Raw genomic sequence first — 16,434 nt, 5'->3', positions numbered from 1 at the left:
CTACTTTTTCTTTTTGTTTTTCAAAACTCATATTTATTCTTCGAAAGTTATACCTTAAAAGTCAAATATACTATTTAATAAATCTTATCCAACCTTATTATATCATATAATATAGTAATATACTGTGCATATATCATTTAACTTTTAACTTTTATTATCTTACAAAATTTTATAATGGATATTTTACTGTCTTTTACTTAAAAAAATTAACAGTAAAATTATTTTAAAAGGGTTTTAGATAGATAAGATTTTGAAAGTAAAAGAATTTAAAAATTCAACAATAAAAAATATTTTTTTGGGTAAAATATTATTGACATAAGTCCATAACAGTGATATTATATAACTAGGTAATGGTCATATGACCAAAATAAAAGAGGAGGGATTGATATGCCAAGAGGAGATGGAACAGGTCCAATGGGTTTAGGCCCAAGAACAGGAAGAGGCTTAGGATATTGTTCAGGATATAATGTACCTGGTTATTTAAATCCTGTAGGAGCATACTGGGGATTTGGCAGAGGCTTCGGTTGGTTCGGTAGAGGAAGAGGATTTAGACATATGTACTATTTAACAGGACTTCCTGGTTGGGCAAGAGGATGGTATGGTTATGGGTATCCTCAATATCCTGGCTACAATATAAATGAAAAAGATGTTTTAAGTGCCGAAGCAAAATATTTGGAAGACCAATTAAAATATATAAAAGAAAGAATGGACCAATTAGAGAAAAAAGACGATAAAAAAGAGGAATAATTAGTTTTAAAAGTCGCAGTCACGCAAGTGGCTGCTTATTTTTATGCTTTAATCTGATATAATTTGGCTAAAGTGTTATAGTAAAACAGATTAATGTGCTTTTTGTTTAATAAATTTATTGACATATGACAAAAATAATAATATATTAATAAATGTAAGTAACATATGTCAATAATGAAATGGAGGATGCAATATGAAAATAGCTATTTCCTCAGAAGGAAAAACTCTTGAAGCTAAGGTGGATTCAAGATTTGGACGAGCTCAATATTTTATTATAGTTGATAGTGAGACAATGGATTATAAAGTTATTGACAACGCTGCGGTAGCCCAAAGCAGTGGTGCGGGCACTAAAGCGGCACAGACTCTTATAGATGAAGGTGTACAAGTTCTCATCTCAAGCAGTGTAGGACCAAACGCTATGGAAGTATTTAAAGCAGCAGAAATTCCAGTATATAAAGCAATAGAAGGAGATGTAAAAACAAACATAGAGCTTTTTAAAAATGGAAGCCTTGAAAAGATAACAGAAGCGACAAATCAAGGACATCACCATCATTAAAAGGAGCATTGAAGATGAGAAGAGTCAAGATTTCTGTATTGAGTGGTAAAGGTGGAACAGGAAAAACAACTGTTTCTGTTAACCTTGCCAAAACTTTTAATAATAGCCTGTATGTTGATTGCGATGTAGAAGAGCCTAACGGCTATTTATTTTTAAATCCTCAAATAGAAGATGAAAAAACGGTTGAAGTCATAATACCTGAAATAAACTACGACAAATGCACATTATGTGGTGAGTGTGTAAAAGCGTGTAGATTTGGAGCTTTGACAAAATTAATCAAAAAAATTCTCGTGTTTGACCACTTATGCCATTCCTGCGGAGCTTGTTTTGAGATGTGTCCTTATGATGCCATAGTAGAAAAATACAAACCTATTGGAACGATAAGGAAGGGCAAAGCCCAAAGCGTAGATTTTATAGACGGAAAATTAAATTATGGAGAAGCGACTGGAGTGCCTATTTTAAAAGAGATTAATAAATTGATTGAGAATGTAGATAAACCTGTAATAGTGGATAGCCCGCCAGGGACTTCCTGTCCAGTTATACATTCTATTGAAGGAAGTGATTTGTGCATTATGGTTACAGAACCTACCCCTTATGGTCTGCACGACTTTGATTTAGCGGTACAGCTTGTAAAACAGATGGGCATTCCTATGGCCGCCGTCATTAATAAAGCTGGGGAAGGGGACAATATTATCGAGGAATACTGCGAAAAAGAAGGCATAAAAGTTTTAGCGAAGATTCCTTTTAAAAAAGAGTTTGCAGAGGCCTATTCAAAAGGTAAATTGTTGATTGAGGTTAATGAAGAGGTAAAAGGAATATTTGAGAAATTGACGACTGATGCATTGGAGTTGATAAAAAAATGAAGCAGTTAGCAATTTTAAGCGGGAAAGGTGGTACAGGGAAGACAACAGTTGCCACTACTTTGAGCACCATTGTTAAAAATAAGATTATGGCGGATTGTGACGTAGAAGCTCCTAACCTAAATATAGTTTTGCAAGGAGAAATAATAGAAAAGCAAGACTTTTACGGTAAAGAGACGGCTGTGATTGACAAAAACAAGTGCATAGAATGTGGGATGTGTGAAGAGCTTTGCCGCTTTAATGCGATTTCTAATTTTGAAGTAAATCCTTATTATTGTGAAGGTTGTGGCCTTTGCATGTATAAATGCCCTGTTGAAGCGATTAAATTGGTAGAGGAAAAAACAGGCCATGTAGTATATGCCAAGACAAAGTCGGGAGAAAAAGTAGTATATGCAGAGCTTTTTCCTGGAGCAGATGGTTCAGGGAAATTGGTGACAGAGGTGAGAAAGAAGGCGAAGGAAGTAAGTGACGATAACGATGAGTATTTGATAATTGATGGCACTCCAGGAATAGGATGTCCTGTCCTTGCTTCTGCTACGGGTGTTGATTTGGTATTAATTGTTACAGAACCTACACTTTCTGGTTTTGCTGACATGAAGAGAGTATTGTCAGCGATAGAAAGCTTTAAAGTTCCTTCTGTGGTGTGTGTCAATAAATGGGATTTAAATAAAGAAGTATCACAACAAATAGAAAAATATTGTGAGGAAAACAACTTTGTGGTTGTTGGGAAAATAGATTTTGATGAAACGGTTGTAAAAGCTTTAAAAAATTTACAAAGCTTAAGTAGTTATCCTGACAGCACTGCTTACCAGCAAATTTATAAAATGTGGCTTAGGATTAAAGAAATTTTAGATGAAGGGGTGGAAGGTAAATGAAAATTGCTGTTGCTTCAGAAGGCGAAGAAGTTTCAATGCATTTTGGACATTGTGAAGGTTTTTGGATTTTTGATGTGGAGAATGGTAAAATAAAAGACTCTACTTTTTTACCTAATCCCGGTCATAGGCCAGGATTTCTTCCGGAGTTTTTAAAAGACAAAGGAGTTGATTGTATAATTTCTGGAGGAATGGGGACCAGTGCTATTGAGCTTTTTAATAGTTATGGAATAGATGTAATAACTGGCGCTGAAGGAAATGCTACAGAAGTGGCAGAGAAGTACATCAATGGTACTTTGATATCTTCTAACAGCCCTTGTGAAAAACACGAACATCACCATTAAAGAAGGGAGGAGAGAATAATTGGAAATACAAGTGCTTATAGAAAATGTGGTTTTTAATAAAAATTTTGTAGCAGAACATGGATTATCAATTTTAGTAAAAAAAGATGATAAAGAAGTTTTGGTAGATACCGGCCAGAGTGAAAACTTTATAAAAAATTGCGGTTTAATGGGTATAGATGTGGGAAGAATACAAAAAGTGGTTCTCACTCATGGGCATTATGACCATATTGGTGGGCTCAAAGGTTTGCTTGAAAAGAATCCCTATGTAAAAATATATGCTCATAAGAGGATTTTAGATAAAAAATATGTATTGAGGAAAAATGGAAATATAGATGAGATAGGGTTTAGTTTGACGGTCTATAATAAGTATAAAGACAATTTCCTGTTAATAGATGAGGATACAGAGATAGAAGAAGATTTTTTTGTGATTACAAGCACTGACATAGTTTATGACAATGAATTCACTACTAAGAATTTTTTAATTGAAGAAAAAGGAGAAAAAATAAAGGATGATTTTTTAGATGAGGTTTTTGTGGTAGTAAAAGAAGAAGATGGAATTAATGTAATTACAGGATGTTCCCATGCAGGTATATTAAATATTTTGGGAACGGCAAAAAGACGTTTTGAAGGAAGTTCTCTCAAGTCATTAATTGGAGGTTTTCATTTAAGAGGTATGCCAGAAGAAGAAATCATAGAAATAGCCAAAAAAATAGATAGCTATGGAATAAAGAAAATATATACAGGTCATTGCACGGGAATAGACGAATATGGAATCCTAAAATCTGTTTTAAAAGACAAACTATCTTATTTGACTACCAGTTCATCAATTATTGTTTAACAGAAGAGGAGGACTTTTTGTGATAAAAGTAGCAATAGGCTCTAACGACAAGATACATTTATCAGATAAGCATTTTGGCATGAGCAAGTATTTTATAATCTTTGAAGTAGATGAAAATAATAGCTACAAAAAAGTTGAAGAAAGGGAAAATCCCTACGGGGGAGATAAACATAAACATGCTGAGACAGATGAGATAATGGAAGTTTTAAATGACTGTCAAGTTTTTATTGGCAAGGCAATGGGTAAGGAGAGCCAAAGGAGAATAAAAGAAGAATGGAATAAAACTCCTATAGTAGCGAAAGATGTAGACACTGTTGAGGAAGCTATAGAACTTTATTCTAAAAAGTTTTTGTAAAGAAAGGAACGATTGTTATGCCTGGTTTTGGAAGAGAATTTGGAGGTAGAGGCGGAGGATTTGGCGGCGGAGGTGGTTTTGGAAGAGGAGCAGGTTTCGGACCTGATGGTAGTTGTGTGTGTGAAAACTGTGGCCATGAAGTGCCTCATCAAAGAGGTGTACCTTGTTATACTCTAAGGTGTCCTGTATGCGGTGGTCCAATGATAAGAAAAGTTGCAGGCTATGGTGGAACTTATCGTAATTCTCCTACTGCTAATAGACCTGTAACAGAAGAAAAGAAAGATAGCAATGTCAAATACACAAAACCACATAAGCCTAAAGTGGATGAATCGGCTTGCATTGGATGCGGCAATTGTGTAAGAATATGTCCTTTTAATGCTATAGAGTTAAAAGATGGAGTTGCCTATATAGACTCTAACAAGTGCAGAGACTGTGGCAGATGTATTGATATTTGCCCTGTAGGAGCAATTTCATAGAAAAAAGGCTATCGCATATCAATTTAATATTTTTTTGCGATAGCCTTTATCTTTTCCAATTGTCCTATTTTGCGATAAAATAAGCTTTTTGATATTTTCAATGTTATTTACAGCTTCAGATGGATTGTCGGGCACTTTTCCAGGATAAAGTTTATATAATTTTTTATACTCATCTATACCTATATTTGGCATTATTACATTAGCTCCACATTTTAGTCCTTTAATATAACCTGCTTTGTCTTTAACAGCCAAAGCAGTAGTAGCAGGTATGTTAATGTCAGGCAATATTAGTCTTGATAAAGCCAACATTTTTAATACAATTTCCACATTACCGCCTTTTTCCCCTTCTAAAGGTGTGTTTTCACAAGGTATAAAAGGACCTATTCCTAGCATATCTGCATCTATTTTTTTAAAGAATATGAGGTCTTGCGCCAGCATTTCTAAAGTTTGTCCCGGGAGGCCTACAAGGCTTCCTGTTCCGACTTCATAACCTAATTCTCTTAAATCCATAAGGCACCTTACGCGATTTTCATAACTCATGCCGGGATGTAATTTTTGATAAAGCTCTTTGTCTGTAGTTTCAATGCGGAGTAGATATCTATCGGCTCCTGCTTTTTTTAATTCAGCGTAGTCTTTAGTGGGAAGTTCCCCAATACTTAAAGTTACTGCAATATCTAATTTTTTAATTTCTTCTATTATTTTACATAAAGTAATTATTTTAAAATATTTATCCTCGCCGCTTTGAAGGACTATTGTTTTTAGTCCAACTGACGCTCCATATTTTACACATTGTAAGATTTCCTCGGGTTCCATTCTGTATCGTTTAATTGTCCTGTTAGGACCTCGAAGGCCACAATAAAAACAAGTATTGCTGCAGTAGTTACTGAATTCTATAAGACCTCTTAAATGTACTTCATCTCCTACATATTTTTTTCTAACTCTATCCGCAGCTTGATAAATCTTGGAAGGATCTTCTAAAGCTAAAAGTGTCACAAGTTCTTCTTTATCAATGTTGTGATGTGCTTCTAATTTTTCAATTAATTCCTCAATATCTTTTTCTTTTATCATGAATATCACTCTCTCTTTCCCTAATTAGTATAAAACAATTGTTAATAAAAAATCAATAAAATTGTTAAACTATTTTCTTAACAAATTTTTGATATTTTATTGACATAAGTTTATTATAATCCTATAATTTACGTAGAGGTACCCTACAGGGTAGGGGGTAGTATCTAGCAAAATGCAAAATATAGGAGGTAATAGAAGTGATGGAAACTGATGTTTTGGTCATTGGAGGAAGTGCGGGTGGAATTTTAGCAGCTTTATCTGCTAAAAAAACTTACAAAGATAAGAAAGTTACTGTTGTAAGAATGGGAGAGCGGGTAATGGTTCCTTGCGGTATTCCATACATTTTTGGAACATTAAAAGACACGTCTAAAAATGTTATACCAGATGCAATGCTTACCAATGCTGGTATTGATGTAATAATAGATGAAGTTCTTTCAATTGATAGGGAAAACAAAAAAGTTAATGCTAAAAAGAGTGGAGAAATTTCCTACAAAAAACTAATTTTAGCGACAGGCTCTTTGCCAATAGTTCCTACTTTTATACCAGGGCATGACTTAGAAAATGTATTTACAATAAAAAAAGACGAAGAATACTTAAAATTTGTTCAGCAAAAGATTAACGAGGCTCAGGACGTTGTAGTAATTGGAGGCGGATTTATTGGTGTTGAAATGGCAGAGCAGGTGCAACTTCTTGGCAAAAATGTAACAATAATTGAGGTTGCTGACAAGCTTTTGTGGCAAGCCTTTGACCCTGAATACAGTGATATGGCAGAAGCTACATTAAAAGAACATGGTATAACAATAAAAACAAATACAAAAGTTACAAAACTTATAGGGGATACAAAAGTAAAAGAAGTAGAACTGCATACAGGTGAAAAAATAAAAGCTGATGTTGTCATATTAGCTATGGGCGTAAAACCAAATACTAAGTTAGCTGAAGCTGCAGGTATAAAACTTAATGAAAAAGGAGCAATAACAGTTGATGAATACATGAGAACTAATGATCCAGACATATTTGCTGTTGGTGACTGTGCAGAAAAGAAATGCTTTTTCACAAGAAAGAATGTACCTATACTTCTTGCCTCTATTGCTGCTAATGAAGCAAAAATTGCAGGTGTAAATGTATTTCAACTAAGATTGGTTAGGGAAAATAAAGGCACAATAAGTGCTTTTTCTACAAAGATATACAATACTGTTTTTGCTGCTGCAGGTCTTACAGAAACGCAAGCTAAAGCTGAAGGGTTTGATATAGTAATCGGAGAATTTAGCACAATGGACAAGCATCCTGGAACTTTGCCTAATACGAAAAGTGTGAAGATAAAATTGATTTTTTCTAGATATTCTGGAGTTATATTAGGAGCTCAAATAGCAGGTGGAGAAAATGTTGGTGAAATGATAAATATTTTAAGTCTTGCGATACAAAAAGGAACAACAGCGTCAGAATTAAATACCTTCCAAGTGGCGACACATCCATTACTCACATCTTCTCCTGTGTCATACCCAATAAATTCAGCGGCTTTAGATGCTATGTCAAAAATATGAGAATTTTAAGAATGAAAAAACAGGCCAAATTTGGCCTGTTTTTTTATCACTATTGTTTTCTTTCTTTTTTCGTGTTATAATTTTTAAAAAAGTAACACCACGTTGTGCTACTTGCAGGCTGTAGACAAAATTTTGAAAATAGGGTATTTAAAAATTTTTGCTTTTGTCAACAAACACCACATTATGTACTTGTATACTTTATACATGGGCTGATAATAATAAAAATTTATTAATGGAGGGATAATTAATGCCAAAACAATTAAAAAAATTTAAGTGGATAGTTACTATTTTGTTAGTGATTATCATTTCTTTGACAGCTTGTAGTAAAGCTTCACAAAATCAATTTCAAACTTCCCAAATTTCCAATGAAACAGTTCAAACAATTACAGTTACAGATTTAATCGGAAGACAGGTAGAGATAAAGACTCCTGTACATAAAGTAGTTGCTATTGGTCCTGGAGCTTTAAGGCTTGTGACTTATGTTGATGGTATTGACAGAATTGCAGGGGTTGAAAACATAGACAAAAAATTGGCTAACGGTAGAACCTACAATATGCTTTTCCAGGAAGAGTTTGCGAAGCTTCCCACCATTGGGCAGGGAGGTCCTGATTCTACACCGGATGCGGAAAAGTTGGTACAGGTAAGTCCCGATGTAATTTTTGTCATTTCTTTGCTGGATAAATCAAAAGCCGATGACTTACAAGCAAAAACAGGCATTCCGGTGATTGTTTTAAGTTATGGCAAATTAGGAACTTTTGAAGAAGATGTATATACATCCCTAGAGATCATAGGCAAAGTTTTAGGGAAAGAGGATAGAGCAAGAGAGCTGGTTGATTATATAAAGGGAGTACAAAAGGATTTGCAGGACAGAACTAAAGATATTCCTGATGATAAAAAACCAACAGTTTATGTAGGGGCGTTAGGATTTAAAGGCGGTCACGGTGTAGAAAGCACCCAAGGAAATTATCCCCCTTTTATGGCGGTTAATGCTAAAAATGTAGCTGATACTTTAGGGCAAAAAGGTAGTGTAATGATAGAAAAAGAGAAGTTATTGGCTTGGAATCCAGATATAATCTTCATTGATGAGGGAAATCTTGATTTGGTCAAGCAAGATTATCAGAAAAATCCCGATTTTTATAAAAGCTTAAAGGCTTTTAAAAGCGACAACATATATGGAATTCTTCCTTACAATCAATACAATACAAACATAGATACTGCTTTGGTTGATGCTTATTGGGTTGGTAAGGTATTATACCCGGAGAAATTTAGCGATATAGATCCTGTGAATAAAGCTACAGAAATATATAGCAAGTTTTTTGGAGATAAAGGGAAAATTCTATATGATAAGATGAAAGAAGTATATGGCGGTTTTGAAAAAATTAAATTTTAGGGTATAATCAAAGATAAATTCCCCCACGTTGTGTGGGGGAATTATAAAGATGAGGGGATGAAGTCTTGAAGTTGATATTAGAGGCGGTACCTGAAAGTTACAATCGTTATATAAGAAGAAAAATATGGATAATACTTCTTACCATATTAGTAATTTTTCTCCTTGCTTTATATGCCATAAATGCTGGCTCTGCAGGACTTAGTGTGAAGGATGTGGTAAAAACTTTGGTAGGACAAGGGGAAGAAAGATTCAGGATAATTGTGTGGAATATAAGGATGCCAAGGGTTTTGTCGGCGATGGTGGCTGGAATAGGTCTTTCTGTAGCTGGGTGTGTTACGCAAAGCATATTAAGAAATCCCTTGGCGTCACCTTTTACTTTAGGCATATCACAGGGTGCAGCTTTTGGAGCGGCAGTTGCCATTATCTTATTTGGGGCAGGAAGCACTACAAATCCTGATTCTGTAATAATAAACAACCCCTATCTTGTGGTCATCTTTGCTTTTTTGGGGTCTATGGGTTCCACTCTAGTTGTGCTTATTCTGGCGAAAAATTTTAGAGTTACACCTGAAGCGATGGTCCTCGCTGGCGTTGCACTTGGGTCCTTATTTTCTGCTATTACAATGATTTTGCAGTACTTTGCAGATGATGTAAAAGTTGCTTCAATAGTTTTCTGGACTTTTGGCGATTTGGGAAGGGCTTCCTGGAGAGATTTAACTATAATGTCTGTTGTGGTAGGGATTTCACTTGTATATTTTATGTTAAACCGATGGAATTACAATGCTTTAGACAGCGGAGAGGAGACGGCAAAGGGGTTAGGCGTAGAAGTTGAGAAGATAAGGCTTTATGGCATGTTTATGTCTTCTCTTGTTGCTGCAGTGATTACATCTTTTGTAGGCATAATAGGCTTTATTGGACTTGTTGGACCTCACATAATGAGAAGATTAATTGGAGGAGACCACAGGTTTTTAATTCCTGCGTCTTCTGCAATAGGTGCACTGATACTTCTTGCTTCAGATACTCTGGGCAGGACAATAATATCTCCGATAGTTCTGCCCGTTGGAGCTATCACTTCCTTTTTAGGTGCCCCGGTTTTCCTGTATGTACTTTCTAGGGGGTATAGAAGGTGATTTTAAACATAGATGGTATAGAATTTAGTTACACCAGCGTTCCTGTGTTAAGAAATGTAAAATTTCATCTTGGAAGAGGAGAAGTTTTGTCTATTTTGGGGAATAATGGAGCTGGGAAGTCTACTCTTTTAAAGTGTATAAACAGGATTTTGAAGCCCCACAAAGGCACCATATATATTGAAAAATACGAGGTTTCAAAACTCAGCAGAGTGGAAATCGCAAAGAAAATTGGATATGTCTCTCAAAAAAATGAAAATGCTCGGTTTACAGTATTTGATGCTGTGCTTTTGGGGAGAAAGCCCTATATAAAGTGGGACATTACTGAAAAGGACATAAAAATTGTAAATGAGGTTTTAAAAAAGTTTGATTTAGAAAAACTTGCTTTGAGATACTTAAATGAGTTAAGCGGTGGAGAATTGCAAAAAGTGGTTATAGCGCGGGCTTTGGCGCAGCAACCAGTTGTTATGCTATTAGATGAGCCTACGAATAATTTGGATTTAAAAAACCAGATTGAGGTTTTAAAAATTATAAAAGATACTGTAAAAGAGCAGAATATCGCCGCAATTGTAATAATTCACGATTTGAATTTGGCTTTGAGATTTTCAGATAAATTTTTGCTTTTAAAAGACAATACCATTTTTACCTATGGTGGAATGGAAGTTATGACTGAAGAAAACATAGAGGCTGTATATGGGATTCCTGTTGCAGTAGAAACCTGCCGAGGAGTACCCGTTGTCATTCCACTTTAACAGCTTAAGACAAGGGGGACGGTTCCTTCCGTCTGAGTTTTCAGACAGGAGGAACTGTCCCTCCCGTCTGAATTTTTATTCTACTTTAACAGAAAGGAAGGGGTAATTGACGTGGAATTGATATCTATAGGTGTGATACACAGTCCTTATAAAAGAAAAGGGGAAGCTCCTCATCAAGGAAGGGTTATGAATGAGGAAGCTATACTGGAAATATATCCTGAGTTTCAGGAAGGAATTCAAAATATAGAAGAGAAGAAGCACATAATAGTTCTTTACTGGTGCCATTTAGGGAGAAGAGACGTGATAAAAACAGCTACTCCGTGGGGACCGGAGATAAAGGGAGTTTTTGCTACGCGTTCGCCTAATAGACCCAATCCTATAGCCTTTTGTGTGGCAGACCTTGTAAAGGTGGAAGGTAATAAACTTTATGTAAAAGGTGTGGATGCCTTAGATGGAAGTCCTATACTAGATATAAAGCCTTATGTTTATGAACTTGACAGCATAGAAGGTCCAGAGGATACATTGTAATATACACTTTAATATAATGTGAAATATGTAGCAATATGTTGTGGAGAATGAGATAAGATTTAAGGAAGGGAAAAAGGTCTGTAGAGATTGCTTTGAAGAATAACCCCCTTGCACAGGGGAGAGGGATATGCTATAATTTTTTTAGCGAATATTGTATACAGTATACAAGAGGTGAATTAAATGAAATCAATATATACTTGTGGAGTATGTCCAAAAAAGCCTTGTGCTAAAGGAGAGACTAATTTTCCCAAAAATTGTCCTACCGTTGAAAGAAGGGATATAGTAGAACAATCAGTAGCAATATATAAACAAGATGAAATGGTTCATAAAATAATGAACTTTGCCAATACTCTTCCTAAAAAGAAAAATGGAGAGTTGAGAAGTAGAGCTGAAGAAATAATAGAGTTTATTAAGCAGATGGGATTTAAAAATATTGGCGTTGCATTTTGTTATTCTACGAGTAAAGAGGCGAAACAATTTGTAAAATTATTAGAACAGTATGATTTAAAAATTGTTCCTGTTTGTTGTAAAGTCGGTTCTATTGATATAGAAGATATAGACATTCAAAAAGATAAAGAGGGATTTGTTGCTACTTGCAATCCTATAACACAGGCAGAGATAATGAACCAAGAAAACACAGAACTCAATGTAGTAATAGGTCTTTGCGTAGGCCATGATATACTTTTTAATAAATATTCTAAAGGACTAGTTACAACACTGGTGGCAAAGGACAGAAAATACGCTCATTGTCCTGTAAAAGGATTAGAAGCTGTTAATGTGTAATTTAGTGGAAAGAGGCATCAGGCTTTTTGTATGAAGCCTCTTTTTTTATTGACATATGTCAATAAAAGGTGTATATTTGAATTGAACATATGTTAAAAATATGGTGGTCTATGATGGATAAAAACAAAAACGATTTGATGTCATTAATAATAAAAACATTGAAAGCAAATGGCTTAAAGATAACTGAGAAACGCCAAATTTTGATAGAGGTATTTTTGAAGAGCCCTAATATTCATTTTGATTTTGATACACTCCTTGAGGAAGTTAGGAAAGAATGGTCCCATTATGGTGTAGCAACTCTTTATAGGAATTTAAGAATTTTGGTAGGCAAGGGAATATTATCAGAAAATATAATAGGAAACAAAAAATACTATGAACTTAAAATGTTTAACAAAAAAAAGATTCACGCTCATTTAATTTGCAAATATTGTGGTAATATAGACGAATATTACAGTCCAGATTTGGTAAAGTATATAAAAATGATAGATAAAAAATATGGCTTTGAAGTATATTATGGAGAATTGAATTTTTATGGAATATGCAGTAATTGTAAAAGGACTGTAAAAATGATTTAAAATAGGCAAAAAAATTGTCTATTTCAGTTTGTTGATAAAGTTAAGAAATATTCGAAGGAGATATTTTGCATCGTCGCTCCGATGTTCAAAAGCGACAAAACTAACGCTCGACCTTCGAGCTCCGGCAGGGTACCGGGCACAATCGGCATCCATGCCTTAAGGTGCCCGCCTTCGCCATCCGTGGCTTCGGCCCTGCCTCCACCCTCGGTCTTGCTAAGTTTTGTTGCCGCTTTGTAACAAGTCGCATCGATTGCAAAATATCTCCTTTACGAAAGTTTGTCTACAGTTTGAAATGGGCAAAAATAATTGCCTATTTTATTTTTTATATTGACAATGCAAGAAAGCAGTGGTATACTATATATTGATGGTATTAATAAATAATATACTAGATTTTGTGCAAAATAGAATATACACAGATACAGGTGCCCAATTTCAAAGGGGAATTGGGTTAAAAGGGAAGCAGGTGAGAATCCTGCACGGTCCCGCCACTGTGATGGTGAGCTCTTTACAATATGCCACTGTCTGCTCAAACAAAAGGAACTGTCCCCGATGTTTGAAAGGTGGGAAGGCGTAAAGAGTGATGAACCTAAGTCAGGAGACCTGCCTGTATTTGTATTACACTTGCTCTACGGTTGATAGAGGAGGTGAGGTACTTTTGTACACCTCTTAACTTGACGTAGAAGTTAAGGGGGTTAATTATTTTTACAAAAGAATGGAGGTTTAAAATCATGAAAATTGCTATGAAGGTTATAAAAAGAGATGGAAGGGAAGTTGAGTTTGATAAGATAAAGATTGTAAATGCTATATACAAAGCTTTTAAGGCAGTGGAAGAAGGGGAATACAAAGATGCCCTTGAAATAGCAGATGAAGTAACAGAGTACGTAGAAAATAATTTAGAAGGAATAGCCAGTGTAGAGCAGATTCAAGATATTGTAGAGCAATACTTAATAAAGCATGGTCATGCTAAAGCGGCAAAGGCCTATATTTTGTACAGAAAACAGCATCAAGAGATAAGAGAATTTAAAAAAATGTTTATGGACATTGAAAAAATGGTGGATGAATACATAGGGAAACAAGATTGGAGAGTTAATGAAAATAGCAATATGAGTTATTCACTTCAAGGTTTAAATAATCATATCTCCAGTACGATAACAGCTCATTACTGGTTAAACAAAATATATCCTCCAGAAGTTAGAGATGCCCATGTAAATGGAGATTTGCACATTCATGACTTAGGCCTTTTATCTGTGTATTGCTGTGGATGGGATTTAAGGGATTTACTGCTTTCTGGATTTACAGGGGTAGAGGGGAAAGTTCAAAGCAAACCTCCAAAGCACTTTAGGTCCGCTCTTGGACAGATTGTAAATTTTTTCTATACACTTCAAGGGGAAGCAGCCGGTGCACAAGCTTTTTCTAATTTTGATACCTATTTAGCACCTTTTATATATTACGATAATCTTTCTTACAAAGAGGTCAAACAGGCTTTACAGGAGTTTATATTTAACATAAATGTTCCAACTAGAGTGGGATTTCAAACTCCTTTTACAAACATAACTATGGATCTTGTGGTACCGGAGATTATGACAGATGAACCTGTTATAATTGGCGGTCAATTGATGGATAAAACGTATAAAGAATTTCAAAAAGAAATGGACATGTTAAATATAGCATTTGCAGAAGTTATGATGGAAGGAGATGCCAGTGGCAGGATATTTACTTTTCCAATACCAACTTATAATATAACTAAAAATTTTGACTGGGATAGTTCTGTCATAAATAAAATAATGGAAATGACTGCGAAGTATGGTTTACCCTATTTTAGTAATTTTGTAAATAGTGATTTAGATCCAAATGATGTGCGTAGTATGTGCTGTCGGTTGAGGTTGGACAACAGAGAATTAAGAAAGCGTGGGGGAGGGCTTTTTGGAGCGAATCCTCTTACAGGATCAATAGGAGTTGTAACAATAAATATGCCAAGAATTGGATATTTATCCAAATCAAAAGGAGAGTTTTTCCAAAGGTTAGAAAAACTTATGGATATTGCAAAAACAAGCCTTGAAATAAAAAGAGAAATTTTAGAGAAGATGACTGAAATGGGATTGTATCCTTATTCAAAATTTTACTTAAGAGATATAAAAAAGAGATTTGGATTTTACTGGCAAAATCATTTTAACACGATAGGACTCATTGGAATGAATGAAGCACTATTAAATTTCATAGGAATGAGCATAGTCAGTGAAGAGGGAAGGAAATTTGCACTTGAAGTATTAGATTTTATGAGGCATAAATTAGAACAATATCAATTAGAATCTAATTTCATGTATAATTTAGAAGCCTCCCCTGCAGAAGGAGCTTCCTATAGATTGGCTAAAAAAGATAAAGAATTATTCCCCGATATAATAACTGCAGGTAGCGATGTGCCTTACTATACAAATTCAACACAGCTTCCTGTAGACTTTACGGAAGATATATTTACTGCTTTAGACTTACAAGAAGAGTTACAAACAAAATACACAGGAGGTACAGTATTTCACGGATTTATTGGAGAGAGTATAAATGATGTTACTACCTGCAAAGCTCTAGTCAAAAAAATAGCTTATAATTATAGAATTCCTTATTACACTATAACTCCAACTTTTTCAATCTGTGAAGACCATGGGTATATTTCTGGGGAACATTTTGAATGTCCTTACTGTGGGAAAGAATGTGAGGTTTACAGCCGCGTAGTTGGATATTATAGGCCAGTAAAGAATTGGAATGAAGGGAAGAAAAAAGAGTTTAAGGACAGAAAGGAATTTGTTATATGATGTACGATTTTATGCCTGTTTCTTTTTCTGATTTCCCAGGAAAAATTGCAGCCACTGTTTTTGTAAGTGGCTGCAATTTTAAGTGTCCTTACTGCCATAACTCTTATTTAATTCAAATAAGGGAAGGTATACGGAGTGAAAAGGAGTTTTTTGACTACCTTAAAAAGAGAGCAAATTTGATAGAAGGAGTATGTATTACAGGCGGAGAACCTACTCTTTGGAAAGGATTAAAAGATTTTATAAAAAATATAAAGGACTTAAATTTTGAGGTTAAGCTTGACACTAATGGATCAAGGCCACAAGTGTTAGAAAATTTATTATATGAAAGATTGCTCGATTATATAGCTATGGATATAAAGGCGCCAATAGAAAAATATGGCATATTTTTAAAAAACAAAAAGGATATAGATAATGTTAAAAAAAGTGTAGAGATAGTTAAAAATTCTAATATAGATTACGAATTTAGAACTACTGTAAATGATAAACTACTTACTTTAGAAGATTTTAAGGCTTTAGCTGATTGGATTTTTCCTGCGAAAAGGTATGTTTTACAAATGTACAAGTATGATGAAGGAGTATTAGATAAGGAGAAAAGTGGAATTCAAGAATGTGATGTTAACTTTTTAAAAAAAATAAAAGAAAAACTGAATGAAAATTTTGGCGAAATATTAATAAGAGTATGAGAGAGGTGCTTCTCTCTTTTTTATTTTTGTAAAACTAAATGATAGTGTAAAATTATCGTAGGATTTTTTAAGTGAAAAAAAACAAGAGACAACCCCTGTGATAAAATAGATTATGGAAAACAAAACAACACAGAA

At 34.6% G+C, this 16,434-nt stretch carries 18 protein-coding genes and 1 riboswitch; of the genes, 17 read left to right on the top strand and 1 reads right to left on the bottom strand.

Annotation, left to right across the window (positions count from 1 at the left end):
* Window positions 1-387: 387 nt before the first annotated feature.
* From BUB32_RS10215 to BUB32_RS10180, 8 genes are all read left to right on the top strand, one after another.
* Window positions 388-747, top strand: coding sequence for a DUF5320 domain-containing protein (locus tag BUB32_RS10215; RefSeq protein ID WP_072969295.1), 360 nt, complete (start codon window positions 388-390; stop codon window positions 745-747).
* 193 nt (window positions 748-940) lie between these two features.
* Complete coding sequence (locus BUB32_RS10210) at window positions 941-1,303, top strand: NifB/NifX family molybdenum-iron cluster-binding protein (protein ID WP_003870835.1); 363 nt, start codon at window positions 941-943, stop codon at window positions 1,301-1,303.
* A gap of 14 nt (window positions 1,304-1,317) precedes the next feature.
* Window positions 1,318-2,166, top strand: coding sequence for an ATP-binding protein (locus tag BUB32_RS10205; protein WP_072969294.1), 849 nt, complete (start codon window positions 1,318-1,320; stop codon window positions 2,164-2,166).
* Window positions 2,163-3,038 carry an ATP-binding protein gene (locus BUB32_RS10200; RefSeq protein WP_072969293.1) on the top strand — a complete coding sequence of 292 codons (876 nt, stop codon included), beginning with the start codon at window positions 2,163-2,165 and terminating at the stop codon, window positions 3,036-3,038. The genes BUB32_RS10205 and BUB32_RS10200 overlap by 4 nt, the downstream gene beginning before the upstream one ends.
* Entirely contained in the window at window positions 3,035-3,379 is a 345-nt protein-coding gene (locus BUB32_RS10195) for a NifB/NifX family molybdenum-iron cluster-binding protein (RefSeq protein ID WP_029688253.1), read from the top strand. The genes BUB32_RS10200 and BUB32_RS10195 overlap by 4 nt, the downstream gene beginning before the upstream one ends.
* Before the next feature lie 19 nt (window positions 3,380-3,398).
* Window positions 3,399-4,217: an MBL fold metallo-hydrolase gene (locus tag BUB32_RS10190; protein WP_072969292.1), complete on the top strand. Its 819-nt coding sequence runs from the start codon at window positions 3,399-3,401 to the stop codon at window positions 4,215-4,217.
* Between the two features lie 19 nt (window positions 4,218-4,236).
* On the top strand, window positions 4,237-4,572 hold the full coding sequence (locus tag BUB32_RS10185; RefSeq protein ID WP_072969291.1) for a NifB/NifX family molybdenum-iron cluster-binding protein: 336 nt from the start codon (window positions 4,237-4,239) through the stop codon (window positions 4,570-4,572).
* A gap of 17 nt (window positions 4,573-4,589) precedes the next feature.
* Window positions 4,590-5,048 carry a 4Fe-4S binding protein gene (locus tag BUB32_RS10180; protein ID WP_072969290.1) on the top strand — a complete coding sequence of 153 codons (459 nt, stop codon included), beginning with the start codon at window positions 4,590-4,592 and terminating at the stop codon, window positions 5,046-5,048.
* Between the two features lie 18 nt (window positions 5,049-5,066).
* Here the strand turns inward: BUB32_RS10180 and hydE are convergent, their stop codons facing one another.
* The gene (gene hydE / locus BUB32_RS10175; RefSeq protein ID WP_072969289.1) at window positions 5,067-6,116 is read right to left on the bottom strand and encodes a [FeFe] hydrogenase H-cluster radical SAM maturase HydE; all 1,050 of its coding nucleotides are present in this window, start codon (window positions 6,114-6,116) and stop codon (window positions 5,067-5,069) included.
* Window positions 6,117-6,316: 200 nt separating this feature from the next.
* Here hydE and BUB32_RS10170 point away from each other — a divergent pair, with 200 nt between their 5' ends.
* The 9 genes from BUB32_RS10170 to BUB32_RS10130 all read left to right on the top strand — a co-directional run bounded on the left by BUB32_RS10170 (window position 6,317) and on the right by BUB32_RS10130 (window position 16,299).
* Window positions 6,317-7,657, top strand: coding sequence for an FAD-dependent oxidoreductase (locus BUB32_RS10170; protein ID WP_042833969.1), 1,341 nt, complete (start codon window positions 6,317-6,319; stop codon window positions 7,655-7,657).
* A 247-nt stretch (window positions 7,658-7,904) separates the two neighbouring features.
* Window positions 7,905-9,047, top strand: a complete 1,143-nt coding sequence (locus BUB32_RS10165) for an iron ABC transporter substrate-binding protein (RefSeq protein WP_072969288.1) — start codon at window positions 7,905-7,907, stop codon at window positions 9,045-9,047.
* Window positions 9,048-9,112: 65 nt separating this feature from the next.
* Window positions 9,113-10,174, top strand: coding sequence for a FecCD family ABC transporter permease (locus tag BUB32_RS10160; RefSeq protein WP_072969287.1), 1,062 nt, complete (start codon window positions 9,113-9,115; stop codon window positions 10,172-10,174).
* Complete coding sequence (locus BUB32_RS10155; protein WP_072969286.1) at window positions 10,171-10,923, top strand: ABC transporter ATP-binding protein; 753 nt, start codon at window positions 10,171-10,173, stop codon at window positions 10,921-10,923. Before BUB32_RS10160 ends, BUB32_RS10155 begins: the two co-directional genes overlap by 4 nt.
* A 111-nt stretch (window positions 10,924-11,034) precedes the next feature.
* Window positions 11,035-11,451, top strand: coding sequence for a tRNA (N6-threonylcarbamoyladenosine(37)-N6)-methyltransferase TrmO (gene tsaA / locus BUB32_RS10150; protein ID WP_072969285.1), 417 nt, complete (start codon window positions 11,035-11,037; stop codon window positions 11,449-11,451).
* A 180-nt stretch (window positions 11,452-11,631) separates the two neighbouring features.
* Complete coding sequence (locus BUB32_RS10145) at window positions 11,632-12,234, top strand: DUF1847 domain-containing protein (RefSeq protein WP_072969284.1); 603 nt, start codon at window positions 11,632-11,634, stop codon at window positions 12,232-12,234.
* 113 nt (window positions 12,235-12,347) lie between these two features.
* A complete protein-coding gene (locus BUB32_RS10140; protein WP_072969283.1) occupies window positions 12,348-12,809 on the top strand; it encodes a Fur family transcriptional regulator in 462 nt (153 codons plus the stop codon).
* A 403-nt stretch (window positions 12,810-13,212) separates the two neighbouring features.
* A riboswitch (cobalamin riboswitch) is annotated at window positions 13,213-13,431 on the top strand.
* A 106-nt stretch (window positions 13,432-13,537) separates the two neighbouring features.
* Window positions 13,538-15,616, top strand: a complete 2,079-nt coding sequence (locus BUB32_RS10135; protein ID WP_072969282.1) for a ribonucleoside triphosphate reductase — start codon at window positions 13,538-13,540, stop codon at window positions 15,614-15,616.
* Window positions 15,613-16,299 carry an anaerobic ribonucleoside-triphosphate reductase activating protein gene (locus BUB32_RS10130; protein WP_072969281.1) on the top strand — a complete coding sequence of 229 codons (687 nt, stop codon included), beginning with the start codon at window positions 15,613-15,615 and terminating at the stop codon, window positions 16,297-16,299. Before BUB32_RS10135 ends, BUB32_RS10130 begins: the two co-directional genes overlap by 4 nt.
* Window positions 16,300-16,434: the final 135 nt, after the last annotated feature.

Origin of the sequence: Thermoanaerobacter uzonensis DSM 18761 (genome assembly GCF_900129115.1) — a bacterium.
GTDB classification, from domain to species: Bacteria; Bacillota; Thermoanaerobacteria; order Thermoanaerobacterales; family Thermoanaerobacteraceae; genus Thermoanaerobacter; species Thermoanaerobacter uzonensis.
This window is presented reverse-complemented; position numbering and strand designations above follow the sequence as displayed.